This is a genomic window from Polaromonas sp. (genome assembly GCF_029945685.1).
Lineage (GTDB): Bacteria > Pseudomonadota > Gammaproteobacteria > Burkholderiales > Burkholderiaceae_C > Polaromonas.
The window spans coordinates 1-23,710 of sequence record NZ_JAQSDA010000004.1; the positions used below are offsets into that span (position 1 = coordinate 1).

The following is a 23,710-nucleotide window of genomic DNA, read 5'->3' on the forward strand; positions in this document are numbered from 1 at the left end:
GGGCTGGGCCGAGGAGCACAGCCGAAAGCGGATCAGGGCGAGCGATTGTCTGAGCGTAGCGAGTTCGAACTCGACCCCGATTTCGGCGAGCACCGCAGGTTGCCCGTAGCGAAGCGAAGGGTCCCAGACCATCGGGTCGCCTTTCTTTTCCTTAGGTTTCTTTGGCGAAGCAAAGAAAAGTAAGTCGCCCGCCGGGGCGAGACCCGGCTCGTGGGCACCCCACAAACGACGGAGACAACCGGGTCTGCTCCCGCCAAAGGTCCTCCTGGGCACACCGCAGCGTGACGCCGGAGATCAGTCGATGTCGTCCACCGTGTCCGGGTCCGGCACGTCGCCTATCGCCTGGCGGGTCAGGGCACTCTGGGCCATCAGCCAGTCGCAGAAAGCCTTGACCTCGGGGCGGACGGCGCTGCGCGCGCCGACGATCAGCCAGTAGGCCATCGGCGATTCCAGCCGCATCTGCGGCAGGGGCTCGATCAGGTCGCCTGAAGCCAGGCTTTCGGCGATCAGCGGCAGACGCGCCAGCACGATGCCCTGGCCGGTCAGGGCGGCCTGCACCATCTGGTAGGCATAGTTGAAGTAGAGCCAGCGCTTGCCCTCCAGCTTGGGGGTGCCGTGGACTTCGAGCCAGCGCCGCCAGGTCAGCCATTCCATGTGGGTGGAATGTGAATCGCCGGCCTCGATCAGCGCGAAGTGCACCAGGTCCTCGGGTTTTTTCAGGCGCGGGCTGCTTTTGAGCAGCCAGGGGCTGGCCACCGGTGTCAGCTGTTCGCCGAACAGCCGTATAGCCCCGGCCGGCATGGTGGCCGCTGGACCATAACGCATGGCCATGTCCAGGTCCGAGGTGTCCAGCTCAATGGCGACGTCGGACGCATCAATGCGGATGTCCATGTCGGGGTTGTCGTGCTGAAAGGCCTCAAGCCGCGGGATCAGCCACATCGAGGCGAACGATGCGAAGGTGGTGAGCGAGACGCTTTTGCGGCCGGCGCTCTGGCGGATCTGCCGCACCGCGCCGTCGATCCGTTCGAGCGATGGCGAGACGGCACGCAGCAGCACGCCGCCGGCGCCCGTGAGCTCCACCGACCGCGTGTGGCGGTGAAACAGGCTCAGGCCGACTTCTTCTTCCAGCGCCTGGATCTGCCGGCTCACGGCCGACTGGGTCAGGGCGAGTTCTTCGGAGGCGGCGCGAAAGTTCAGGTGCCGGGCGACGGCCTCGAAGGCGCGCAACTGGCCGGCCGAGATCGGGCGGGTGCGCAGATGGGTTTTTGAATGCTGCACGGGGGGTTCCGGTGATTGATGCGTTTCGGGAATGAATAGCGTAGCGCGATTTCATTGGACTGCCAAGGGCCGGGACGCGATCATTCATTCCCATCAACGACATTTGTCTTCAGGAGAACAGCATGAACCATCTTCACCACCATGAGCTGCAATCAGTCGTCGGCACGGAAAAGGTGTCGGGCTGCTGGAAGCTCGGCGACAGTCGTGCACTGACGCTGAGGCCCAGCCAGCCGGGCGTGTTGCGTATCGCGCACGGACGGGTGTGGATCACTTTCGACCATGCGCGGGGCGATGATGCCGTGCGTGGCGGCGACCACTTCCTGGGCGCGGGAGACAGCCTCCAGCTATTGCCCGGCCAGGCACTGGTGATGGAGTCGTGGAATGCGGCGCAGGGTGCGGCGGCCTATTTCAGCTGGGACCCGCTGCCGGCCAGCGCCGGGCTGGCCCTCACCGCACGGCGGACCACGGCGCTTGCGCGCAACCCGCAGTGGCGCGCCGGCGTGCTTCAGCCGCTGCGTGATTTGCGGCTGGCTGCCGGCCTGGCCGCCACCGCATCCGGCCGTCTGCTGGGCGGGCTGGCCGGGGCCTTGACGGCGACCTTGCTCGCAGTGGTTCCACGTTTTGCTATTGATTTGGTAGCTGGTCGCGCCCGCACCACCTTGGCTGCGCGTGCTTTCAAGGCACATTCCAGCGAGAGCCGGGCCCACTGCGCCATCAGCTGAGGCGACTCCATCGCGTCTGCGGGGGCGCTGTAGTAGTTCAGCTTCATGGCCTTGCCTTTGGCCTCGTAGACAAAAGGCACACAGCCCGCGGCTTCAAACAGGCCGCGGGTTTCCTCGCCCGCCTTGAGCCAGAGGGTGTCTCCCCGGCCGAGATCGGCCAGCAACGCGATGTTGAGTCCCCCGGTGCTGATGCCGAAGCCGCCGAACATGCGGCGTGCCGTGCACGGCCCGACGCTGGCAAGCAGCTCGCAGCAGTAGTGGGCAAAGGACAGGTCGGCGGCCATGGGGCTACTTTAGCGCGACCTGCGTGCTTCACAATAGCGCATGGCCCGTCCCAAATCCGCCACCCACGAGCTCCAGCGCGAAGCCATCCTCGACGTGGCCGCCCAGTGTTTTGCGCAGCGCAGCTACATGGCCGCCAGCATGAACGACATCGCCGCAGCCTGCGGCACCTCCAAGGCCCGGCTGTACCACTACTACGGCAGCAAGGAAGCCATCCTGTTTGACCTGCTGGACCGCTACACCCAGCACCTGCTGGCCATCATCGGCCAGACCGAGGCCAGCGCCCAGCGCAAGAACCTGGACGATCGCGCTGCCCTGCATGAGCTGATCCGCAACTTCCTGGACCAGTACGAGACCTCCGCCACACGCCACAGCGCCTTGCTGGGCGACACCAAGTTTCTCGGGGACGTGCAGCGCGAACTGATCCTGGACCGGCAACGCGACGTGGTCTCGGCCATGACACGTTTTCTCAAACGCGCTTACCCGCAGCGCATCACGCCCGCCAACCAGACCGCAGTCACCATGATGCTGTTCGGCATGATCAACTGGACCTTCACCTGGATGCGGCCCGACGGGCCCATGACTTACCGTGACTACGCCCAGGAGGTGGTGGCCATGCTCGAGCACGGCCTGGCCTGAGGCAGGTCCTGGACGTTCCAGGTGTTTTACTATTCGTAATTGGTTACGTATAGTAAAATTAGAGCCACACCAGATGCACGGCCGATGCCTGTCGGCCATCCCCACGGAGACTTCACCCATGTCCAAAGCCTTTGCTTCGCAGTCCGACCTCACGGACAAAAAAATCACCTTCGAGCAGCTCAGTGCGCATTGCTGGGCCTACACCGCCGAGGGCGACCCGAATTCCGGCGTGATCATCGGCGACAAGTTCATCATGGTCAGCGATGCGACGGCCACACCAGCCATGGCGCAGGACCTGATCGCACGCATACGCGCGGTCAGCGACAAGCCCATCAAGTACGTGCTGCTCACCCACTACCACGCGGTGCGTGTGCTGGGCGCCAGCGCCTATCTCGCTGAAGGCGCCACGGAGGTGATTGCCAGCCAGGGCACTTACGAGCTGATCGTGGAGCGCGGTGCCCAGGACATGCAAAGCGAGATGGAGCGTTTCCCGCGCCTGTTCCGCAACGCCGAAAGCGTGCCCGGCCTGACCTGGCCGACCATGGTGATCGCCGGCGGCAACCCGGTCAAGGGCGAAGTGCCCGGCAAGCTGGTGATCGACCTGGGCGGCGTGAAGGTGCAGGTTTGGCACCCGGGCCCGGGCCACACGCGTGGCGACACGATTGCCTGGGTGGCTGAAGAAAAAGTGCTTTTTTCTGGCGACCTGGTGGAGTACAACGCCGGCGTTTACACCGGTGATGCCCAGCTCGAAGAGTGGCCCGCCACGCTGGAAGCGCTGCGCGCGCTCGGGGCCGAGGCCATCGTGCCGGGCCGCGGCGAGGCGATGAAAGGTGCTGCCGAGGTGAACAAGGCCATCGACTACACCAGGCAGTGGGTCGAAACCCTGTTTCGTTGCGGCAAGGAAGCCGCCGCCGCCAAAATGGACCTGAAAAGCGCGATGCTTCACACGCGCAAAAGCATGGACCCGATTTTTGGCCAGGTCTTCATTTACGAACACTGCCTGCCGTTTGACGTGAGCCGGGCTTATGACGAAGCCAGCGGGATCAAGAATCCGCGCATCTGGACGGCCGAGCGTGACCAGGAAATGTGGGCTGCGCTGCAAGCCTGATCTCAAAGCGCGGCCAGCGCGGATTTCACCTCACCCTTTTTCGCTTCGATCCCCGCAAGCGGGGCCCCTCGCAGGTCGAAAAAGGGCTCGCCGCGCATCTGGACGGCCGCACGCGACCAGGAAATGTGGGCCGCGCTGCAAGCCTGATTCCACATTCAGGCGGCAGTGTCAGGCGTCCAGGTCAAGGGTGGAAAGCAGTGCCAGGAAGGCGGTGATGGCTTCCTGGCCGGTCAATGCTTCCAGCCGGCCCAGTGCATCGTCATCATCGAGCGTGGTGTAACCCATGCTGAAACGCCGGAACCTGCGGACGGCCAGTGGCCCCTGGTGCACGACCCGAAGGTTGAAGTGACGCGTATCCTGCCGGATGCGCTCGAGTTGCGCCAGCACATCTTTCTGGCTGCCTTCCATCTGCTCGCAAAAACGCATGCCGTCAAAGATGAGCAGGCCGGTGATACCCATCCAGGGGTTGTGCAGGCGTGCTTTTCCGACAATGTCCGCCACGACGCTGGTGGGCGCGTCGGGGGCGAGGGTGCTGACGTAGATGATTTCGTGCAGCCCGGCGGTGGGATCAAGGTGATGCATGGATGCATGCAATATAGCGGTCTGCAGTGACTGTGACCATCTGCATGGCCGCCGGAGGGTTCAGCCGTCCTGATCCAGTGTCGATACCAACGCCAGAAACCGTGTCAGTGCCGCTTCTGCGCCGACTTCCCGCAGCCGGGCCAGAGCGTCGGCCTCCTCGTTGGCGGTGTAGCCGAGACCAAAATGCCTGAAGCGGCGCTGCGCGAGAGGGCCGTGGTACAGGATGTCGACATCGACATGCCGCGGATCCTGACGGATGCGCTCGGTCAGTGCCAGCACCGCCTTGCAGGGCCCCTCGATGTGCTGGCAAAACTGCATGCCGTCAAACACCAGCAGCCCCGTGATGCCTGCGGCCTGGTTGGCCTTGCGTGCCCTGGCGGCGATGTCGGCTACGACCTTGAGAGGCGCGCCGGGGGCGAGTGTGCTGAGGTACAGGACTTCGTGTAGTTCGGATGCTTCATTCATGGGTGGCCTGTACTGTAGCCAGCGGTCCACAACACCACAATGTCAAAAGACACAGGGTTTCAGTATTAAAATTTTTCGGTGAACTTCATCCCCCTGTCAGGCGCCAGCCCCTGCCCCCGCCACTGCGCCGATTGCCGGCTGCGCGCCACCCAGGCCTTCCAGCCGGTATCGCCGCAGGAGCTGGCGTTCATCGAGTCCTTCCGCAGCGGTGCGGCCCTGGCCCCGGCCGGCAGCGCCATCATTTCGGAGCAGAACCCCAACGGCAAGCTGTTCACCCTGTATGCCGGCTGGGCTTTCCGCTACAAAACCCTGAGTGACGGGCGGCGGCAGATCCTCAACTTCCTGTTGCCCGGCGACTTCATCGGCCTGCAGCAGGAGTTTGCCGACGGGGCCTCGCATGGCGTGGAGGCGCTGACGGACGCGGCCCTGTGCGTTTTTCTGCGGGACGGCCTGTGGGACCTGTTCCGGCAGTTTCCCAGCCTGGGCTATGACGTGACCTGGCTGTCGGCACGCGAAGAAAGCATGGTCGATGAAGGCATGCTGACAACGGGCCGGCGCAATGCCACAGAGCGGGTTGCGATGCTGCTGATCCATCTTTACCGGCGGGCCGAGCGGCTGGGTCTGGTGCAGGACGGGTCCATGGCCTTTCCCGTCAACCAGCAGCACATCGCCGATGCGCTGGGGCTGTCGCTGGTGCACACCAACAAGACCCTGCGGCGCCTGAAGCAGCTGGGGCTGCATGAGCTCAAGGACGGGCGTCTGTCCCTGCGCAATCCCAAGGCCCTGCACCGGATTGCCGATTATTACGATCTGCCGATGCGCAAAGTGCCCATGCTCTAGGCGCTACAGGCCCGCTGTAGGCCGGGTCTGACAGCAAGGGGCTGGGCTTGATGACAGGTCCGGTCCGCCTGGCTTTTTACGCTGGACCCCGAGGTGTCGTTGCTGTGTCGCCCTGGCACAGGAACGCCTCGCCGCAGGAGTTTTTCATGAACAGTCAAAGCGTTTCCCCGCCGCGCCCTCTGCAGCAGCAGCCGCGGTACCCCGCCAACCGGCAACAGCAGCAAAGCAGTGGTTCGGGCGAATTCCAGCCCGATCGCCCCCTGCAGGCCGGCGAATCTTTTTCTGCGTTCGCCGTCGGCAGCAGCCCTTTCCAGCGCTGACTGCCGCCGCCCGAATCAACCCATGAGGCTTTCCCATGACCAGCGAAAAATCCTCCCAGCCCCGGCCCGACACCTCCGCAACGCCAGCGTCGCCGGGCCAGCAGCAGACGCCGCCCATCGGCGAAGGCAGCTACGAAGGCACCTGTGATTACCAGAAAAGCATCCAGACCTATCTGGAGGGCGCCGACGTGGCGGCCGATGCACAGGCGGCCCGACCTGCGGACGCCGCTGAAGCCGAGGCGCTCAAGCAGGCTGAGCAGGCAGGCCTGTCACATTCCAGGTCCCCGGGCCAGTAAAGGGCAAGCGGGCGCAGCCGCGCCTGGCGCCGCAGGGGCTTGGCCCTCAGCGCCGTGCGACCAGGATTCCGAAGTCCTGCGCGTAACCCTCCAGGGTTTGCACTGCCTTGGCGCGTTGCGTTGCCGTGGTGCTGTTGTGCAGGGCCGCAAAGGTTTTGCAGCTGTCGCGTGTCAGCCGGTCCTGGTAGTTTCGGAAGGTGGGGTCGGGCGAGTTGACGGCACGGTCGATGTAGGCCCGCATGAGCGGCCTGGCTTGCTCGGAGCTGGCGCGGCCGGCGATCAGCGGTCCCAGGCTCTGCAAGGCGTCCCGCTGGCGGCGCTGGTATTCTGCCAGCGAAAGCCGGGCGTCGAACACCGACTGCGTGATCCGGCTGCGCAAAACCGCCTGCTGCCTGTCCTCCAGCGTGCCGTAAAGCATCTCGGCGCGGCTGACCGCCTTTTTCAGCCGCCGGTTGATCAGCTCGTCGGGACTTCCGTCGAGAAAGTCGTCGCGGTACTCCGCGTTGAGTTTCGAGAATTTCCGCTTCAGGGCGTCCAGCTGATCCGGCCCCAGCGTGCCCACCACGCTACCCATGGCGGGCACGGCGCGGTCCGAAATAACCTGCAGCCGGGTCTTGACCTCCTCAAAGATGCCGCAGGCGCGCGCCTCGTCGATCTCGGCGGGCAGCCAGGTCTTCCATTTTTCCAGTGTTTCGACATAGGCCGGCAGCTGGGTTTGCCGGTGCCATTGGTGCAGGCGGGCCAGCTCTTCCCGGATCAGCGGCTTTTGCGTATCGTCGAATTCGAAATAGCTGTTGAGCTGCCAGTACGCCAGCTCGCTCGCCTGGTTGTAGGCAAGTTTCACCGCACTGCAGGCCAGCAGTGTCCCGCCCAGCAGCAGCACACCGATAATCTGCAGGGTGCGTTTGAGTTCCGGCCCGGCCGGACGCCACCTTCGAGACCCCTCATTCACAGGAAACTTCATGGCCATTCCAGTTCCAGTTGATGTTGTCATCATGGCCGCGGGCAAAGGCACGCGGATGAAAAGCACATTACCCAAAGTGTTGCACCGATTGGGCGGCCGTGCCTTGCTGGCGCATGTGATCGACTGCGCCGCGCGGTTATCGGCCCGGCAGGCGGTGGTCATCACCGGCCACGGGGCCCCCGAAGTGGAGTCTGCCTGCAACAGCATGGCGCAGGCCGTGACTGCCGGCAATCCGGTGCCCCAACTGCGTTTTGCGCGCCAGGAGCCCCAGCTGGGCACCGGCCACGCGGTGCAGCAGGCCTTGCCGCTGCTGGCGGACGACGGCGTCACGCTGGTGCTGTCGGGCGATGTGCCCCTGACGCAGGCGGCCACCCTGCAGGCCCTGCTCGAACAGTGCGACGGCCAGCGCCTGGCCCTGCTCACGCTCAGCATGGCCGACCCGACGGGTTACGGGCGCATCGTCCGCGCCGGCGTGGAACCCTCCGCCCAGGTGCGCGCCATCGTCGAGCACAAGGATGCGACGCAGGCCCAGCGCGACATCCACGAAATCTACAGCGGCATCATGGCCGTGCCCACGCGCCTGCTGCGCAGCTGGCTGGCCCGGCTGGACAACAAGAACGCCCAGAACGAGTATTACCTGACCGACATCGTGAAGTTTGCCGTCGCCGATGGCGTGGCCGTGGTCGCGCACCAGATCACCGATGCCGCCCAAGTGGCCGGCGTCAACAGTCCGGTGCAACTGGCCGAACTCGAGCGTGTTTACCAGTTGCGCCAGGCCACGGCCCTGATGGAGCAGGGCGTGCGGCTTGCCGACCCGGCGCGTTTTGATGTGCGCGGCACGCTTTCCTGCGGACAGGATGTGGAGATTGATGTCAATTGTGTGTTCGACGGCGAGGTGTCGCTGGGCCAAGGCGTGCGCATAGGTGCCAACTGCTGCATTGCCAACGCCATCATCGCTGCCGGGGCGGTGATCCACCCGTTCACGCACATCGACGGCGAAAAACTCGGCGTGCAGGTGGGCGAGGGAGCGCTGGTTGGCCCCTTTGCCCGCCTGCGCCCCGGCGCGCAGCTGGGTGCCGAGGTGCACATCGGCAATTTTGTCGAAGTGAAAAATTCCACCCTGGCCCAAGGCGCCAAGGCCAACCACCTGGCCTACCTCGGTGACGCCACGGTGGGGGAACGCGTCAACTACGGCGCAGGCAGCATCACCGCCAACTACGACGGCGCCAACAAGCACCGCACCGTGATCGAAGCCGATGTGCACATCGGCAGCAATTGCGTGCTGGTGGCCCCGGTGACGATAGGCGCAGGCGGCACCGTCGGCGGCGGCTCGACGATCACCAAGGACACGCCGCCTGGCGCGCTGAGCGTGGCGCGCGGCAAGCAGGTCAACATAGCCAACTGGCATCGGCCCGCGAAAGTCTCCCGCTAGGAGTTGCCTGCAAGCGACAGGGGGCGCTCGGGCCTTCGTTGTAGTGGATTTTGGGCGTTACTATTCGTAACGGTGCTGACAGCAACTGGCAGCGACAGATCCAAAAAAACAATACGGAGGGTTTCTCATGTTTCAAACAGTCAGACGCGCAGCCTTGTGCGCCGGTATTGCCGTGTCCGCCATTCTTGCCGGGTGTGCCGGGCCGGCGCCCAATTACGCACCGTCCATCGACAACGTCGAAGTGCTCAAGAAAACTGGCGGTAACACGGCCGTGAAAACGGGTGTCATCGACGTGGCGCCGGGCCTTCCGGGGGGCACTTCCATGGCGCTGCGGGCCAACACCATGGTTTCTCCGGTGGGCAAGAACTACGGCGACTATATTGCCGCGGCCCTGCGGCAGGAACTGGAGCTGGCAAAGATCTACAACCCGCAGTCAGGCATTGAAATCAGCGGAACCCTGCTCAGAAACAACATCGACGCAGGCAACGTGAGCATCAACTCCGGGCAGATCGAGGCGCGCTTTCTGGTGAAGGCCAATGGCAGGGTGCTGTTTGACAAGGTCAAGCGGGCAGAACGCAAATGGGAAAGCTCCTTTGCCGGGGCGGTGGCCATTCCCCTGGCTGCGAACAACTATCCGCTGATGGTCCAGGCGCTGGTGTCCGCGCTGGTGACCGATCCGGATTTTGTCAAAGCCATTCGTAACTAGGCGTGGAGAGATCAATCATGAACCGCTTGTTGAGACTTGTTTTTCCGGTGATGGCCTGTGTGTTTCTGTTCGGCTGTGCACACCCGATCACGATGAATCCTGATCTTGCTGTGGTTGCCGCGCCGGTCGGTGTTGTGCCCATCGGCAAGAAGGTGGGTTACCACATGCCCGATGCGCTGCGGTCGGTGGAGGTGACGACGCCCGGTGGCGGCGGCGACAAGGTGCGCTACTTCCCGTACCGCGACATGGAGCCCGGGTTTTACAAAGCCCTGTCCGAAGCCTTCACCAGCGTGAGCAAGGTGCAGAACCCCAAGGATGCAGCAGCTCTTCAGGCCGATGGCATTGTTTTGCTGATCACGCCTGAGATCACCACAAGTTCGTACTCCGACAGCGCATTTACCTGGCCTCCAACCCAATTTACCGTCAAACTGGTTTGCGCCATCGTCGATGTCAGTGGCAAACCGGTGGAGACAATACGCGTAAGCGGCGAAGGCACAGCGACGTTCGGGGAGTTCAAGAGCAATTTTTCCCTGGCCGCGGTGCGAGCGTCCAACGATGCCCTGACCAAGCTGATCAAGGCGCTCGGGGAATCGCCGGCATTGCGCAAATAGGCGGCGCAAAGGCAGGGTATGCGAGCGACCCTTCGCCACGGTGATGGGTTTCACCGGACAGCGGAGCCCGAGGTGGAAGGATGTCGGCTCGCTATCAATAAAGTAGCTGCCCGCGCCCGCGTCTAGGGGGACAGAAGCAGTTTTGGCTCAAACTTCGAGCGTTTCAGACTGAAAAAGGCCTTCACATTGCGCACGTTCACGTCGCTGGTGAACAGCCGCTGCGCCAGTGCCAGGTAGGCCGGCATGTCGCGCACATGCACCACCAGGACGAAGTCCGGACCCGGCGAGACCCGGTAACACTGCTGGACGGCGCCGTCGGGCACCACCCGGGCTTCAAACGCTTCCTGCTGCTCGGCCCCCTGCCGGTCCAGGGTGATTTCCACCAGCGCCGTCAGGCCGTGGCCCAGTGTCTCGGCCAGCTTGTCGGCGTGGAGGATGGCGATATCGCGTTCGATCAGGCCAGCGTCTCGCAGCCGCTTGACGCGTCGCAGGCAGGTGGGCGGCGAGATGTGGGTGCGCGCTGCCAGGGCCTGGTTGCTTTGCGAGGCATCGTCCTGCAAAGCTTCAAGCAGTTTGATGTCAATTGCGTCGATGGAAAATTTCATCTTTATTCCATTTATCTTATAGATACGGAATATTATTCCATAATACAAATTCTATGGAATTTAATTCCACAATATATAGAAAATTGACGATAAAAGAAAATTGAAAACGCCTAGCATCCGCCTATTGTTTCTTTCAGGAGCGGTTTATGTGCGGCATTGTGGCGTCGGTTTCGACCAGAAATATTGTTCCCATCCTCGTGCAGGGTTTGCAGCGGCTCGAGTACCGGGGTTATGACTCCTGCGGCGTGGCGGTTTATGCCGACGGCCTGAAGCGGGCGCGCAGCACATCCCGCGTGGCCGAACTGATGGAGCAGGTGAGTACCGACAAGCTCGAAAGCGGCACCGGCATTGCCCATACCCGCTGGGCCACCCACGGCGCTCCCGCGGTGCACAACGCCCACCCCCACTTCAGCCAGGGCGCCGGGGACGTTGCGCACAAGCCGGGTCGGGTGGCGCTGGTGCACAACGGCATCATCGAAAACCACGACGAGCTGCGCGCAGAGCTGCAGGCCAAGGGGTATGTGTTTTCCAGCCAGACCGACACCGAAGTGATCGTGCACCTGATGGACAGCCTCTACGACGGGGACCTGTTCGAGGCCCTGCAGGCCACCACCGCGCGCCTGCATGGCGCCTACGCGATTGCCGCTTTCTGCAAGGACGAACCGCACCGCGTGGTGGGCGCCCGTTCGGGCTCGCCGCTGATCCTGGGTGTCGGCAAGGACGGCAGCGAAACCTTTCTGGCCAGCGACGCGATGGCCCTGGCCGGCGTGACCGACCAGATCCTCTATCTGGAAGAAGGCGACCTGGTCGATATCCAGCTCGGCAAGTACTGGGTCATCGACCGCGACCACAAGGCCGTCCAGCGCGAAGTCAAAACCGTGCAGGCGCACAGCGGCGCGGCCGAGCTCGGACCTTACCGGCACTACATGCAGAAAGAAATTTTCGAGCAACCGCGTGCCATTGCCGACACGCTGGAAGGCGTTGAAGGCATCGTTCCCGAACTCTTTGGCGACGATGCTTACCGCGTGTTCAAGGATATCGACTCGGTGCTCATCCTGGCCTGCGGCACCAGCTATTACAGCGGCTGCACGGCCAAGTACTGGCTCGAATCCCTCGCCGGCATACCCACGCAGGTCGAGGTGGCCAGCGAGTACCGTTACCGCACCTCGGTCCCCAACCCCAGGACGCTGGTGGTCACCATCACGCAGAGCGGCGAAACCGCCGACACGCTGGCGGCCTTGCGCCATGCGCAATCGCTGGGCATGACGCAGACGCTGACCATCTGCAATGTCGCCACCAGCGCCATGGTGCGTGAGTGCAAGCTGGCCTACATCACCCGCGCCGGCGTTGAAATCGGCGTGGCGTCCACCAAGGCTTTCACGGCACAGCTGGCAGGCCTGTTTTTGCTGACACTGGCACTGGCCCAAAGCAAGGGCCGGCTGAGCGAGCAGGAGGAAGAGGGCCACCTCAAGGCCATGCGCCATCTGCCGGCTGCCCTGCAAGCGGTGCTGGCGCTGGAGCCGCAGGTCATCAGCTGGGCCGAAGACTTTGCAAAGATGGAAAACGCGCTGTTTCTGGGTCGCGGTCTGCACTACCCGATTGCACTCGAAGGCGCGCTCAAGCTCAAGGAAATCAGCTACATCCATGCCGAGGCCTACCCGGCCGGTGAGCTCAAACACGGTCCTCTGGCCCTGGTGACCAGCGCCATGCCGGTGGTCACCGTTGCCCCCAACGACAGCCTGCTCGAAAAACTCAAAAGCAACATGCAGGAAGTGCGCGCGCGCGGCGGCGTGCTCTACGTGCTGGCCGACGCCGACTCCCGGATAGAAAGCGGCGAAGGCATCCACGTGATCCGCATGCCCGAACATTACGGCGCCCTCAGCCCCTTGCTGCATGTGGTGCCGCTGCAGCTGCTGGCGTATCACACAGCCCTGGCCCGCGGCACGGATGTGGACAAGCCGCGAAACCTGGCGAAGTCAGTGACCGTCGAATGACGGTCAGCGTGCTTGTGCACGCGTCGCGGTTTGGGGGAGCACTCCTATCGCGCAGCGATGTGATGTGATCACCACAAACCCCGCAATCTCGCAAAGAGCGTGACTGTCGAATGACAGGCACGGTGCGCGTAAGCGCACTTATTCCGCGCAATTAAAGTCGTAAACACGGCTCCAGCATTGGTGCGGGTTTGCGGGCTGTTGGATATTCGAGACTGATTTCTAAAGTCGTAAACATGGCGCTCTCGCCAAGGTGAGAGGCAGAAGAATGGCAGCGAGTGCAGTAGGTTTAATGATCCGTTAAAAATGCTCAAGTCCACACGTTCGCGGTAGAGCACGGGGGGTAGCTGTCGTTTGCCTCAAGCGTATTGCGCGAGGCCGTGGCCGAGAGACCAATTTTCTTTCGCAACTTCAACAAGGCTCACGAACACGTCCTCCGGCCGGATGCCGGGCCTTTCTCCGAGCAGTTCCGCGATCCGCAGGAACAGCGCTTTTTTTTGTTCCGCGTTGCGGGTGTTGTTCGCGGTGATTTGGATAAACACGAGATCGTCGCTCCGGGCGACGCCGAGATAAGACGCGCTGTAGCGGAAGTTTGCAGCGTCATGCTCCGTGATGGTCATGAACTGGTCGTCTTCGGGCACGTTGAACGTTTCGCGCATCGCGCAGTACAGGCTGTCGAAGATCTCCTGTCGATAGGCTTCCGGCTTTCCGGCGCGCAGTGAGATGTGAAGCAGCGGCATCCTGGATCCTTTTAATTCGGTGATGGCTGAACTTTAGATAGCTACGATCATATTGAAAAGCCATTAAAGTGAATATCAATGATAATCATTTGAAATGATAGAACGCCCCCTTGACTTGGATGCCGTCCAGGCTTTCGTCCGCATCGCCGAGCTGGGCAGTTTCACTCGCGCGGCTGAAGCCATGCGGACGACGCAGGCCGCGGTCAGCCTGAAGCTGAAGCGGCTCGAAAAGAGGCTCGGCTGGCGGCTCGTCGAGCGGACGCCTCGTTACGTGGAACTTTCGGCCCGGGGCGCAGCCTTCCTGGAACACGCCCGCGAACTTTTGGAGGTACACGATCGCGCGCTCGCCGCATTTGCCGGAGCCCGGCAGCGCCTCACCATCGGCATCAGCGACCATGTGGCAGGGCCGGAGCTTCCCGCGTTAATCGCGCGCATGAACGCACAAGACCCGCAGCTATTGATCGAAATCCGGATCGGATCGTCGGGCGATCTGCTTCAAAGCTTCGACAGGCGGGAACTCGACACTGTGATCGTGCGCCTGCATGCAGGGCGGAGCGACGGGGAAATCCTTACCGAAGAAAAATTCGCCTGGTTCGCGGCGCCAAGCTGGCAGCATCGCGCGGGTGAGCCTCTGCCACTTGCAACGATGGCCGAGCCCTGCGGCGTGCGTGCAATGGCCGGGCAGCTTCTTGATGCGGCTGGCATGCCCTGGACAGAAATTTTCGTCGGTGGCGGCGTTGCAGCGGTTGCTGCTGCCGTCATGGCCGGGCTTGGCGTTGCTGCATTGGCTCCACGCATGCTGCCATTTGGCGCAACTGACGTAGGCCCCAAGCTCGGGCTTCCCGATTTACCGCGCTTGCCAGTTCTTCTTCACTCAAGGGTCAAGGACGGCCGGCCGCGCGATGCGCTTACCGCGCTTTCGGCAGCCTTCAGGAGCGCGGTGCGAGGCTAGCAAACGCTCCCAGCGCGGCTACTTTCGGCGCGTTGAGGGTCGCAGTCTAAAAGCGACTTTCACAGTTGTGGTCAACGCCTGTCAGCGCTTTTTTTACAAAAATGCCAAGTTGATACCGGCAGGGGTGTGCAGTTCGCCCGGAATGCGTAAGGGATGACATTGAGGCTTGCAGCCGAAGACATGGGTGCATTCATGCTGGTAGTCATTGCGGACCAGCGGAAGTGGAAAGTTTCAGCGCTCTGGAATCGGGCCGCCGCATGACCCATATGCCCCATTTCAGCCTGCCGGCCACTGCAATCTCAGTCACCATCCACCGGGTATTGCAATTCAGGACCAATTGGTCCATAATTCGCAACATGTCACGTCCACAAGAATTCGATACACAGGCCGTTCTCGGCCAAGCCATGCGAGTTTTTTGGCGCAAGGGGTATGAAGCGACATCGATGGCTGATCTCCTTCATGCCACCGGATTGAGCAAGAGCAGCCTGTATGCCACGTTCAACAGCAAGCGAGATCTGTTTTTGGCGGCGTTCGACGACTATCGGCGAGGCCGAGCGAAGGACATGTTCAAGATGCTGAGCGACGACCCCGCTCGGGCCGCAATCGAAAAGTTCTTTCACATGGCCATCTCCGACGCATGGACGTGCAATGGCGAGGGATGCATGACCATCAATCAAGCGGTTGAGATGGCACCCACTGACGTTGGGGTTGCAATCCGTGTTCGCGAAGATTTTTTGGGGATGGAGAAGGCTTTTGCAAAAACAATTGAGCGAGGACAGAGAGATGGCTCCATCGCCTCGTCGATGCCGGCGCTCGATCTGGCAAGACTTTTCGTCGTCGCGTTTCCAGGCCTTCAAGTCATGGTTCGAGCTGGATGCGAAGTAGCCGATATTGAAGCCCGACTAACAGCACTGCTGGCAGTTCTCGACTGAGGGGCCACCCAACAAGACCTCGTTTTTTTTACCCATTATGGACCGATTAGTCCTTAACTATGCAAGACCTACAGACAACCGGAGCCAAGACAAATGAAGATCACACAAATTCGCAGCGCCACACTCATTGTTGAGTACGCAGGCAAGAGATTCCTCGTGGACCCGATGTTGGCGCCAAAAGACACCTACCCGGGATTCCCAGGCACCCCAAACAACCATCTCAGGAATCCGACGGTTGAGCTTGTGACGCCGATGGCAGACATTCTTGCGGTTGATGCCGTCATCGTGACGCATACCCATCCGGATCACTGGGACCATGCCGCACAGGCCCTGATCCCCAAGACGCTGCCCGTTTTTGTTCAGGACGCGTCAGATGCTGAGATTGTCCAATCCGCTGGCTTCAATGACGTTCGCATACTCGGTGAAGGTTCGAGCTTCGAAGGCATTGCGCTGACCAAGACCCAAGGTCAACATGGCTCTGATGTAGCTGTCGCTGCGATCGGCGCCCTACTTGGCGAGGTGTCTGGCGTCATCTTCAAGCATCCCGATGAAAAGACTGTCTACCTGGCTGGAGACACAGTCTGGAATGACTTCGTGCAATCGAACCTAGTCAAGTACCTGCCTGACGTGGTGATCCTAAACAGCGGTGACGCGCAATTTCTCGGTCACGGTCCCATCATCATGAACAAGGACGATGTGCTTTCGGTGCACCTGGCCGCTCCAAATGCAACGCTGGTAGCCACTCACATGGAAGCAGTCAACCATGCCCTACTGAAGCGCACAGAGTTGCGCGCATTTGCCGCCGAGCATGGCATGGCCCATTGCTTGCACGTTCCTGAGGATGGGGAGGCTTTCACCATCTAATCCGACCAATTCTTGCGCTGTCGGAGGAAGGCGAAGAACGCCTTCATACATGCTGCCACCGGAAGCCGCAAGCCAACTGACCAAGGCGGCAGTACGAAATACTGAAACTTACCATCAAGGACTTCAAAACCATGAAAATCAATGTCGACCGCTCGGTCATCCACTATATCGATCAAGGACAAGGCGCCCCCACCCTGCTCCTCCACGGGAACCCCGACTCCTCAGAGGTATGGAGTGCCGTGATTCCTGCGCTCGCTGGGCACGTGCGCTGTATTGCGCCGGACTTGCCCGGCTTCGGCTTGTCCACCGCGCCCGGGGATTTTGACTATTCTCTCGACGGGATGGCAGCTTTTGTGGACCGTTTCGTTACCGCGCTTGGGATTTCCGAACCACTGAATCTGGTCGTTCACGATATCGGTGGCCCGTTCGGTCTCGCGTGGGTCGTGAAGCACCCCGAAAAGGTAAAAAGCGTCGTCGTGATGAACACGGTTTTCCACGCGGACTACCGTTGGCACCTGTTCGGCCGACTTTGGAGGACGCCGGTCATCGGTGAAATTGTCCAGGCACTTACCAGCCGCAGCGGCTTCACGCGCGAGCTCAAGCGGGCATCGCGCAAGCTCTCGCGTGACCAGATCAATCGTACCTACGACCTGATCACGCCATCGGTGAAAAAAATGATGTTGCGCTGGTACCGAGCTGCAAACCCACGAAACTTCACCGGCTGGGAGGAGAAGCTGCAAAAGATTCTAGCCACCAAGCACTCTATCGTCCTTTGGGCCGAGCATGACCCCTACATCCAGGGTCACTATGCGGATCGCTTCGGAACCAAAAAAGTAGAACGCTTTACGGATAGCGGCCATTGGTTACCCGCCGAGCTTCCCGAAGCTGTAGCTTCTAGGATGCTTCACTTCTACAAGGAAGCCATTGGCTAACCTGGTACATCGTGGAGTTACCTCAAATACGAGCCTCCGCATTCTCCGTATGCATGTGATGCGACCGATAAAGCGGTTGAAGCTCCAGGGTGTTCAGGATTCAATCTGCGGCAGAGAAGTTGGACTGGAGAGGCGAAATTCCGCTTTGAATCTGTCCGGCAGCTCGTCCTAATGGAGCCATGATGAACACTTCCGCCACGACACCCTTGCATCCTAGTCCAGCAATGCCTCAAAGCCCCTCTACGGTTCTTGCGGCTTTGAGTTACCTGAAACCCACGTCGGAGGTACCGTGTAGCTATGCCTACGAACCGCCGCCGGGAATACCTTGGGAGAATTCCGAGTATGAGCTTCAGCGGATACCCATCGCTGACGCGCGCAGCGCTGCGCACAGTTCGTCTATTGATCGCGAAGGGTTTGAATTGTGGGACGCACCTACAATCGTCAAAGACTTTCTCGACGAGGATGCGGTCCGCACGATCTACTACCGCGAAGCCTCCGAACTCGCACTGGCCGTGACCGGTGCGCAGCACGCATACGTCTTTGATCACTTGGTTCGACGGCGTGAGCCCGACCGTGCGGCGCTCTCTTTCGGTCGTCGCGGCGCCGATGGACGGGCGGCGGCCAATGGCCGTATTCATAACGACTACACCGAGGCTTCGGGCCGCAAGCGGCTTGACCTGGTGCTGACCGATTCCAGAGCCGCGTCACAAGTTAAACGTTACGCCATAGTCAATGTCTGGCGGTCGATCAAAGGGCCGGTGCTCGACACGCCGCTTGCCGTCTGCGATGCCCGCACGCTGGTGATCTCCGACCTGGTGAGAAGCGAAGTGCGTTATCCGCGCCGCACCGGAGAAATTTACCAGGCTGTGCATTCACCCCTGCATCGCTGGTCCTACTATTCGGAGATGGATCGCCATGAGGCGCTGGTGTTCAAGCAGTATGACTCGCAAATTAGCGGTGTCGCCCGGTTCGTCCCACACGCAGCATTCGACCATCCCGACGCGCCCCCAGATGCCCCGCTACGGGAGAGCGTCGAGCTGCGGTGTCTGGTCGTCTACGAATGAACGGACTGAAAGCCATGAGCAACCCCACAACAACCGCGGTTCCATCTGCTATCGATTTCTGGTTTGAATTCGGCAGCAACTACAGCTATCTGAGCGTGATGCGCATCGAAGAAGCTGCGTCCTCGTTCAACATACCTGTCCGGTGGAGGCCGTTCTTGCTGGGACCCATATTTCGGTCGTTCGGCTGGGAAACCTCTCCCTTCGTACTGCAAAAGGCCAAAGGCGAGTATGTGTGGAAAGACATGGTCCGTCAGTGCAAGAAGGCCGGCCTACCCTGGACCCAGCCAAGCACATTTCCTCGAACCGCACTGCTCCCCCTGCGGGTGGCAACTCTTGCTGCCGAACAGGACTGGATGGGCGCCTACTGTCGGCGCATCATGTCACTCAATTTTTCCGAGGATCGCGACATAGATGCACCGGAAGTGGTGGCAAAGGTTCTGGACCAGCTCGGTCTTCCCGCCCAACAGATCCTCGAAGAGGCACGGTCTGATGTCATCAAACTGAAGCTTCGCGAGCAGACGGAGATCGCTGGGGCCAAAGGAATCTTTGGTGCGCCTATGTTCTTCGTGGGCGACGAGATGTTCTGGGGCAATGATCGCCTGGACGATGCGCTGGCTCTGTGCCTGAGCAAGCGGTTATGAAACCGACCGCCGCGGGGCAGCGCGCTGGTAGTGGCGTCCGAATCGCCTGATCTCCCGCTATCCTCTGCGGTATCGCCGTGATCCTGCTGTTTTCCATGCAGAGGTGCGGAGATCATTCCTGCATCCGTGGTCGTGAGGCTTGCACTTCGGACTCAATCCAGGCCGCCACGCGGCGCACGTCCTCGCGTGGATGCGCGTCCGCTTGAATCAGCCAATACGCGTGTGTCGTCTTGGTCTTGTGCTTGGGTGGCGCGACTATGACCAATCGATGTTGGTCGAGCAGTGGCCCGATAAGTTCAAGCCTTCCCAGCGCGATGCCCTGGCGGGCCAAGGCCGCCTGGATCACTTGATCGTATTGGTTGAAATGCAGGACGCCCTGAGGTTTTGCATCTGTCCATCCCCTCGCGCCGAGCCAGTCACTCCACTGGAGCCAGGGATGCTGCGGATCGTCGAACTCCAACAAGTTCAGATTAGACAGCGCTTGCGCTGAGCGTAGAGACTTGAGACCCAAAGACGGATGGGCGACGGGAACAATGGATTCTCCGAACAGCCGGGTTGCACCCTCAGGTGCCGCCGAAGGCGTGGTGTAGCGGATGGCCAGGTCGATGCCGTCATGGCGAAGGTCGGCGACACGGTTGTTCGCTGAAACACGAAGGTCTACGCCGGGATGAAGTTTCTGAAATCGGCTCAATCGCGGCAGGAGCCAAAGGCCGGTGACGCCGATGCTCGCGCTCAGCATCACGGGACGCAGTACCCCTTTCGTACTGATCTCGCCCAGGACTTCCTGCAATTGCTGGACTACGCCATCTGCGCTGCGGAACAGTCGTTCGCCCTCGGCTGTGAACGTGATGGAACGGTAGCCGCGAACCAGCAGTTTGACGCCGAGTTGTTCTTCAAGTGCATTAATCTGCCTGCTGACTGCCGACTGCGTGAGGCACAGGTCCTGTGATGCCAGCGTGATGCTCATGCGGCGTCCGACAGCAACGAAACCTCGGATCAAATCCAAAGAGGATAGGCGAACAAGATCAATTGGCATTCCCATGGCGCATGCGATACGAAGAAAAGATTAATTGAAGCACAAGCGACTAAATGCTGCAATGGGGGCATCAATCAGCGCTGAGGCTGATGCAATGCCCAACAGGGAATCATGACAATTAACTCGTCCGCATATTTTCGTTCGACCAAGTTGATCGCGTCCAAGGTCGTGCCCTTTACCTGGTGGCAACAGGCATGGGCCCCAGTGTTGGCCGGCGGCATCGTGATGGGATTGGCGCTGGGCGTGCGCCACGTGCAAGGTCTTTTTCTTCTACCCATCACGCTGGATCGGGGTTGGTCGCGCGAGACTTTCGGGTTAGCGATGGCCGTCCAGAACCTGACCTGGGGCATCGCTCAACCGTTTACCGGCATGGTCGCTGACCGTTTTGGCTCTGCCAAGGTGATCGCGGGCGGACTAGTCTTTTATGCCATGGGTTTGTTCCTCATGTCGCAAGCCTCCACGCCGAGCGCCTTCAACTGGAGCGCCGGCGTTTGCATCGGCATTGCCTTGTCCGGCACCTCGTTCGGCGCTGTGTATGGTGCTCTCAGCCGACTGGTGGCACCTGAACGGCGGAGTTGGGCGCTCGGATTGGCGGGCGCAATTGGCGGACTCGGGCAGTTCGCCATGGTTCCAACTGCATATGGCCTCATGGGTGCATGGGGTTGGAGTGGAGCGATTGCCCTGTTGGCGGTGGCAATGGCGCTTGTGTTGCCGCTCGCGCTGCCGTTGAAGGATCAGCAGCAGACCGGGTCGATGAGAGCTGCCGACATACCTATGTCGGCAGCAATTCGGGAGGCGTTCAATCATCCCGGCTTCTGGTTGCTGAACCTGGGATTTCTAGCCTGCGGCTTTCATTTGGCGTTCGTTGCCACCCATTTGCCCGCCTATCTTTTGGACAAGGGGATGCGGCCTGACGATGCGATAACTGCACTGGCAATAATTGCCTTGACCAACATCTTTGGGACTTACTGCTTTGGTTTGTTGGGGGCACGGTACAGCAGGAAGTACCTGTTGGCGGGCATTTATCTGGTGCGGACATGCGCCATGGCGCTGTTCGTTATCGTGCCACTCAATCCCCTTAGTGTCTACATGTTCGCCGCCGTACTGGGCTTTGTCTGGCTGGGTACCGTACCTCTAACGAACGGACTGATGGCGCAAGTCTTTGGTGTGCGCTACCTCACCACGCTGTTCGGATTCGTCTTCTGCGGCCATCAGTTGGGATCGTTTCTCGGAGTGTGGTTGGGCGGATACGTTTTTGAAGCAACCAAGTCTTATGACATTATTTGGTTAGGCGCAATGGCTCTTGGCGTGCTGGCGGCCGCACTGCATCTCCCAATCGACGATCGTGAGATTCTCCGCCAATCGACACTCAAGGCACATACATGAAAACCCGTCCGAGCCCGAGCCGGAGAGTCTGGATTCCGGCTTTGCTGGCAGTGCCGCTTTGCGTCGCAGTTTTGCATGCATGGCTCGCGCCCGGGATCGTCGCTTCCTGGGTGATGGTTCTGTCATTCTGCGGCTAATGCCGACCGGCAATTTTTTGAAAAGGCTTGTCAATGGATTCCCCGTTGCTGTCCCAACTTGACAAGGCAAAAGTCTTCCGCGCGCTCCATACGGCGGCCGACGGGTTTGTCATTCCGAACCCATGGGATGTGGGAACTGCGAGGGTGCTGGAATTGCTTGGCTTCCAGGCCTTGGCGACGACTAGCGCGGGTTTCTCGTTCTCACGTGGGAGGCCTGACAACTCGATGCCGCGCGAGCCGCTCTTGGCGCATCTCTCGGAGATCGCCGCGGCCACCAGCCTGCCGGTCAGCGCTGATCTTGAGAACGGATTCGGCGATGCACCTAAATATGTGGCGCAGACGATCCGGCTTGCCGCCGAAGCGGGTGTGGTGGGGGGGTCGATCGAGGACACCACAGGGCGATCCGGCGATCCACTCTATGCTCGCGAGTTTGCGGCGGAGCGCATTCGTGCTGCGGCGGAAGCGGCACGTTCGCTGCAGTTTCCATTTACTTTGACGGCCAGAGCGGAGAACTACTTCATTGGTCGGTCTGATCTTGCCGACACCATCGGCCGGCTACAGGCGTACCAGGAGGCCGGTGCGGATGTCTTGTACGCACCGGGCCTGACCAGTCAGGAAGACATTGCGACCGTCGTGCGAGAAGTCGATCGGCCATTGAACGTACTTGTCGGGTTTCCGGGCATCGTGCTTAGCGTGAATGAACTTGCAGGCCTGGGCGTTCGACGCATAAGCGTGGGCGGGTCGCTCGCACGGGCCGTGTTCGGCGAGTTCCTCCGGGCAGCGACCGAACTTCGCCATCACGGTACGGCAACGTACGCGCGTACGGCGGCGAGCGGAGGAGCACTTAATGAGCTGTTTTCACAGACTACGCAAGTGAAATGAACACCGGGCGCTTTGATGTGATGCAGGCAATGCTACACGACCAACGCCATAGAGTCTGGGAACATGCGCTTGCGCAAGATCACAAAGAACCGGGGCTCGTTTCCCAGTGACGATGCCTTGCTCAAGCGGTTCTACCTGGCCTTGGCCAACATCAGCAAAAAATGGACAATGCCACTGCGTAACTGGAAGGTAACCTTTTGAACAGCCAGTTGCTCAAAATCAGGCGGCAAGTAGCTTGCCGCGCGCCGCAGTCATGACGCCAAACCTGACGCCCTATAGTGACTTGGGTTGGCTCCCGCCACCTTCCGCATAAGGCGCCTGAGTGCTGTGGCACCGCCATAACCCACCTGTTCAGCTACTGCTTCGATCGTCATCTTGCTGGATTCGATGAGCATCCGAGCCCTGTTCATTCGAACACAATGCACTAACGCCATCGTACTTTTGCCCGTTGCTTCACGCACCCGCCTTGAGAGCGTTCTTTGCGACATTGCGAACTCTTGCGCCAGCGTTTCAACGCTTGGTGGATTTGGCAAGGCCGATTCGATTCTCATTACAAGGCGCGTGATCAATTCATCCCCGTTGGAAAGCATGGTTGGCACAATAAAAGGGGCTTGGGCTTGCCGTCCATCGATCAGTAGAACGCGTCCCACCGCTTCAGCTAGCGCAACGCCAAACCGAACCCGTAACAGGTGGAGCATCAAATCAGTTTGCGCAAATGCAGCGCCCGCCGTGCTTAGAAGACCGTCGGTGCAAACCATTCTGTCGGAGTCAACAATGCAACTCGGCTCCAACTTTCTCAGTTCCGTAGCCAGCCACCAGGATGTGGTTACCCGACGCCCGGACAACAGACCCGCGGCCTGGAGTAAAAATACTGCGGAACAGGAAGCTGCAACACGCCCATCCCGGGCAGCATGCGCGGCAACGGCCTGAATTACGCGCAGTGCATCTTCCCGCGCCAACCCTGCTGCAAGGCCATCGGCATCGTCAATTCCCAATCCCGGGACGATCCAGGTTGCCATGTCGAGGTGATGCCGCTTTGGCAAGGCTTTGGTTTCCAAGTGCATTCCAGCGCTCAACGGCACGGTACCGCCAGATGCCGATACAACGCGCCAAGTTGGACTGGCTAGCTTCAAGCGCGGCGCCAGGACAGATGCAGCACGCAAGATATCCAGCGTGGCTGCCACGCTGGTCGCGAAAGTCCCGGGTAGCACCACTATCGTGAAATCGGTCATTGTCTGAAACAGCCCTAAATATGTCTTTTTAGACACTGGAAGTCTAGCCGCTGAGGGCATCTAATTCAAGC

General features: G+C 60.7%; 26 protein-coding genes and 2 pseudogenes. 19 read left to right on the forward strand and 9 right to left on the reverse strand.

The window, feature by feature from the left end:
* Nucleotides 1–294: 294 nt before the first annotated feature.
* Nucleotides 295–1,278, reverse strand: a complete 984-nt coding sequence (locus PSV26_RS01925) for a LysR substrate-binding domain-containing protein (RefSeq protein ID WP_300512230.1) — start codon at nt 1,276–1,278, stop codon at nt 295–297.
* Nucleotides 1,279–1,400: 122 nt separating this feature from the next.
* Between PSV26_RS01925 and PSV26_RS01930 the strand changes: the two genes are divergently transcribed.
* A complete protein-coding gene (locus PSV26_RS01930) occupies nt 1,401–2,000 on the forward strand; it encodes a DUF2917 domain-containing protein (RefSeq protein WP_300567019.1) in 600 nt (199 codons plus the stop codon).
* 17 nt (nt 2,001–2,017) lie between these two features.
* Here the strand turns inward: PSV26_RS01930 and PSV26_RS01935 are convergent.
* Nucleotides 2,018–2,284, reverse strand: a pseudogene (locus PSV26_RS01935) (TfoX/Sxy family protein); the annotation flags it as partial.
* Between the two features lie 40 nt (nt 2,285–2,324).
* Between PSV26_RS01935 and PSV26_RS01940 the strand changes: the two are divergent.
* Complete coding sequence (locus PSV26_RS01940; RefSeq protein WP_300567021.1) at nt 2,325–2,921, forward strand: TetR/AcrR family transcriptional regulator; 597 nt, start codon at nt 2,325–2,327, stop codon at nt 2,919–2,921.
* 118 nt (nt 2,922–3,039) lie between these two features.
* Nucleotides 3,040–4,029 carry an MBL fold metallo-hydrolase gene (locus PSV26_RS01945; RefSeq protein WP_300567024.1) on the forward strand — a complete coding sequence of 330 codons (990 nt, stop codon included), beginning with the start codon at nt 3,040–3,042 and terminating at the stop codon, nt 4,027–4,029.
* Between the two features lie 168 nt (nt 4,030–4,197).
* Here the strand turns inward: PSV26_RS01945 and PSV26_RS01950 are convergent, their stop codons facing one another.
* Both PSV26_RS01950 and PSV26_RS01955 read right to left on the reverse strand, forming a co-directional pair.
* Complete coding sequence (locus PSV26_RS01950) at nt 4,198–4,611, reverse strand: BLUF domain-containing protein (RefSeq protein WP_300567027.1); 414 nt, start codon at nt 4,609–4,611, stop codon at nt 4,198–4,200.
* Between the two features lie 60 nt (nt 4,612–4,671).
* On the reverse strand, nt 4,672–5,076 hold the full coding sequence (locus PSV26_RS01955; protein WP_300567030.1) for a BLUF domain-containing protein: 405 nt from the start codon (nt 5,074–5,076) through the stop codon (nt 4,672–4,674).
* A 78-nt stretch (nt 5,077–5,154) separates the two neighbouring features.
* Between PSV26_RS01955 and PSV26_RS01960 the strand changes: the two genes are divergently transcribed.
* The 3 genes from PSV26_RS01960 to PSV26_RS01970 all read left to right on the forward strand — a co-directional run bounded on the left by PSV26_RS01960 (nt 5,155) and on the right by PSV26_RS01970 (nt 6,532).
* Nucleotides 5,155–5,916, forward strand: a complete 762-nt coding sequence (locus PSV26_RS01960; RefSeq protein ID WP_300567032.1) for a Crp/Fnr family transcriptional regulator — start codon at nt 5,155–5,157, stop codon at nt 5,914–5,916.
* A 146-nt stretch (nt 5,917–6,062) separates the two neighbouring features.
* Entirely contained in the window at nt 6,063–6,236 is a 174-nt protein-coding gene (locus PSV26_RS01965) for a hypothetical protein (protein WP_300567035.1), read from the forward strand.
* 35 nt (nt 6,237–6,271) lie between these two features.
* Nucleotides 6,272–6,532, forward strand: coding sequence for a hypothetical protein (locus PSV26_RS01970; protein ID WP_300567037.1), 261 nt, complete (start codon nt 6,272–6,274; stop codon nt 6,530–6,532).
* 46 nt (nt 6,533–6,578) lie between these two features.
* Here PSV26_RS01970 and PSV26_RS01975 read toward each other — a convergent pair whose 3' ends face one another.
* The gene (locus PSV26_RS01975; RefSeq protein WP_300567039.1) at nt 6,579–7,496 is read right to left on the reverse strand and encodes a DUF6279 family lipoprotein; all 918 of its coding nucleotides are present in this window, start codon (nt 7,494–7,496) and stop codon (nt 6,579–6,581) included.
* Here PSV26_RS01975 and glmU point away from each other — a divergent pair.
* From glmU to PSV26_RS01990, 3 genes are all read left to right on the forward strand, one after another.
* Entirely contained in the window at nt 7,495–8,928 is a 1,434-nt protein-coding gene (gene glmU, locus PSV26_RS01980; protein ID WP_300567042.1) for a bifunctional UDP-N-acetylglucosamine diphosphorylase/glucosamine-1-phosphate N-acetyltransferase GlmU, read from the forward strand. The genes PSV26_RS01975 and glmU overlap by 2 nt on opposite strands.
* 127 nt (nt 8,929–9,055) lie before the next feature.
* Nucleotides 9,056–9,634 carry a hypothetical protein gene (locus PSV26_RS01985; RefSeq protein ID WP_300567045.1) on the forward strand — a complete coding sequence of 193 codons (579 nt, stop codon included), beginning with the start codon at nt 9,056–9,058 and terminating at the stop codon, nt 9,632–9,634.
* Between the two features lie 17 nt (nt 9,635–9,651).
* The gene (locus PSV26_RS01990) at nt 9,652–10,245 is read left to right on the forward strand and encodes a hypothetical protein (RefSeq protein ID WP_300567048.1); all 594 of its coding nucleotides are present in this window, start codon (nt 9,652–9,654) and stop codon (nt 10,243–10,245) included.
* Between the two features lie 122 nt (nt 10,246–10,367).
* On the opposite strand, the gene PSV26_RS01995 is transcribed toward PSV26_RS01990, so the two are convergent.
* Entirely contained in the window at nt 10,368–10,850 is a 483-nt protein-coding gene (locus PSV26_RS01995; protein ID WP_300567051.1) for an Lrp/AsnC family transcriptional regulator, read from the reverse strand.
* A 146-nt stretch (nt 10,851–10,996) separates the two neighbouring features.
* Between PSV26_RS01995 and glmS the strand changes: the two genes are divergently transcribed.
* Nucleotides 10,997–12,844 (forward strand): glutamine--fructose-6-phosphate transaminase (isomerizing), encoded by a 1,848-nt coding sequence (gene glmS, locus PSV26_RS02000; RefSeq protein ID WP_300567054.1) that lies wholly within the window; start codon nt 10,997–10,999, stop codon nt 12,842–12,844.
* A gap of 356 nt (nt 12,845–13,200) precedes the next feature.
* Here glmS and PSV26_RS02005 read toward each other — a convergent pair whose 3' ends face one another.
* Nucleotides 13,201–13,581, reverse strand: a complete 381-nt coding sequence (locus tag PSV26_RS02005) for a tautomerase family protein (RefSeq protein WP_300512214.1) — start codon at nt 13,579–13,581, stop codon at nt 13,201–13,203.
* Between the two features lie 94 nt (nt 13,582–13,675).
* Between PSV26_RS02005 and PSV26_RS02010 the strand changes: the two genes are divergently transcribed.
* The 6 genes from PSV26_RS02010 to PSV26_RS02035 all read left to right on the forward strand — a co-directional run bounded on the left by PSV26_RS02010 (nt 13,676) and on the right by PSV26_RS02035 (nt 18,966).
* Nucleotides 13,676–14,533, forward strand: coding sequence for a LysR substrate-binding domain-containing protein (locus tag PSV26_RS02010; protein ID WP_300512213.1), 858 nt, complete (start codon nt 13,676–13,678; stop codon nt 14,531–14,533).
* Nucleotides 14,534–14,790: 257 nt separating this feature from the next.
* Nucleotides 14,791–15,465, forward strand: coding sequence for a TetR/AcrR family transcriptional regulator (locus PSV26_RS02015; RefSeq protein ID WP_300567057.1), 675 nt, complete (start codon nt 14,791–14,793; stop codon nt 15,463–15,465).
* Between the two features lie 93 nt (nt 15,466–15,558).
* Nucleotides 15,559–16,329 (forward strand): MBL fold metallo-hydrolase, encoded by a 771-nt coding sequence (locus PSV26_RS02020; protein WP_300567060.1) that lies wholly within the window; start codon nt 15,559–15,561, stop codon nt 16,327–16,329.
* Between the two features lie 131 nt (nt 16,330–16,460).
* Nucleotides 16,461–17,261 (forward strand): alpha/beta fold hydrolase, encoded by an 801-nt coding sequence (locus PSV26_RS02025; protein ID WP_300567062.1) that lies wholly within the window; start codon nt 16,461–16,463, stop codon nt 17,259–17,261.
* 182 nt (nt 17,262–17,443) lie between these two features.
* Nucleotides 17,444–18,325 carry a CmcJ/NvfI family oxidoreductase gene (locus PSV26_RS02030; RefSeq protein WP_366945952.1) on the forward strand — a complete coding sequence of 294 codons (882 nt, stop codon included), beginning with the start codon at nt 17,444–17,446 and terminating at the stop codon, nt 18,323–18,325.
* A gap of 14 nt (nt 18,326–18,339) precedes the next feature.
* Complete coding sequence (locus PSV26_RS02035; protein ID WP_300567064.1) at nt 18,340–18,966, forward strand: 2-hydroxychromene-2-carboxylate isomerase; 627 nt, start codon at nt 18,340–18,342, stop codon at nt 18,964–18,966.
* A 112-nt stretch (nt 18,967–19,078) separates the two neighbouring features.
* On the opposite strand, the gene PSV26_RS02040 is transcribed toward PSV26_RS02035, so the two are convergent.
* Complete coding sequence (locus tag PSV26_RS02040; protein ID WP_300567067.1) at nt 19,079–20,002, reverse strand: LysR substrate-binding domain-containing protein; 924 nt, start codon at nt 20,000–20,002, stop codon at nt 19,079–19,081.
* Between the two features lie 225 nt (nt 20,003–20,227).
* On the opposite strand from PSV26_RS02040, the gene PSV26_RS02045 reads away from it, so the two are divergent.
* The 3 genes and pseudogenes from PSV26_RS02045 to PSV26_RS02055 form a co-directional block, all read left to right on the forward strand.
* On the forward strand, nt 20,228–21,388 hold the full coding sequence (locus tag PSV26_RS02045) for an MFS transporter (RefSeq protein ID WP_300567132.1): 1,161 nt from the start codon (nt 20,228–20,230) through the stop codon (nt 21,386–21,388).
* A gap of 182 nt (nt 21,389–21,570) precedes the next feature.
* On the forward strand, nt 21,571–22,407 hold the full coding sequence (locus tag PSV26_RS02050; protein WP_300567135.1) for an isocitrate lyase/phosphoenolpyruvate mutase family protein: 837 nt from the start codon (nt 21,571–21,573) through the stop codon (nt 22,405–22,407).
* Nucleotides 22,408–22,440: 33 nt separating this feature from the next.
* Nucleotides 22,441–22,608 (forward strand): annotated as a pseudogene (locus tag PSV26_RS02055) (transposase); the annotation flags it as partial.
* A 50-nt stretch (nt 22,609–22,658) separates the two neighbouring features.
* Here the strand turns inward: PSV26_RS02055 and PSV26_RS02060 are convergent.
* Complete coding sequence (locus PSV26_RS02060; RefSeq protein ID WP_366945953.1) at nt 22,659–23,699, reverse strand: helix-turn-helix domain-containing protein; 1,041 nt, start codon at nt 23,697–23,699, stop codon at nt 22,659–22,661.
* Nucleotides 23,700–23,710 lie beyond the last annotated feature (11 nt).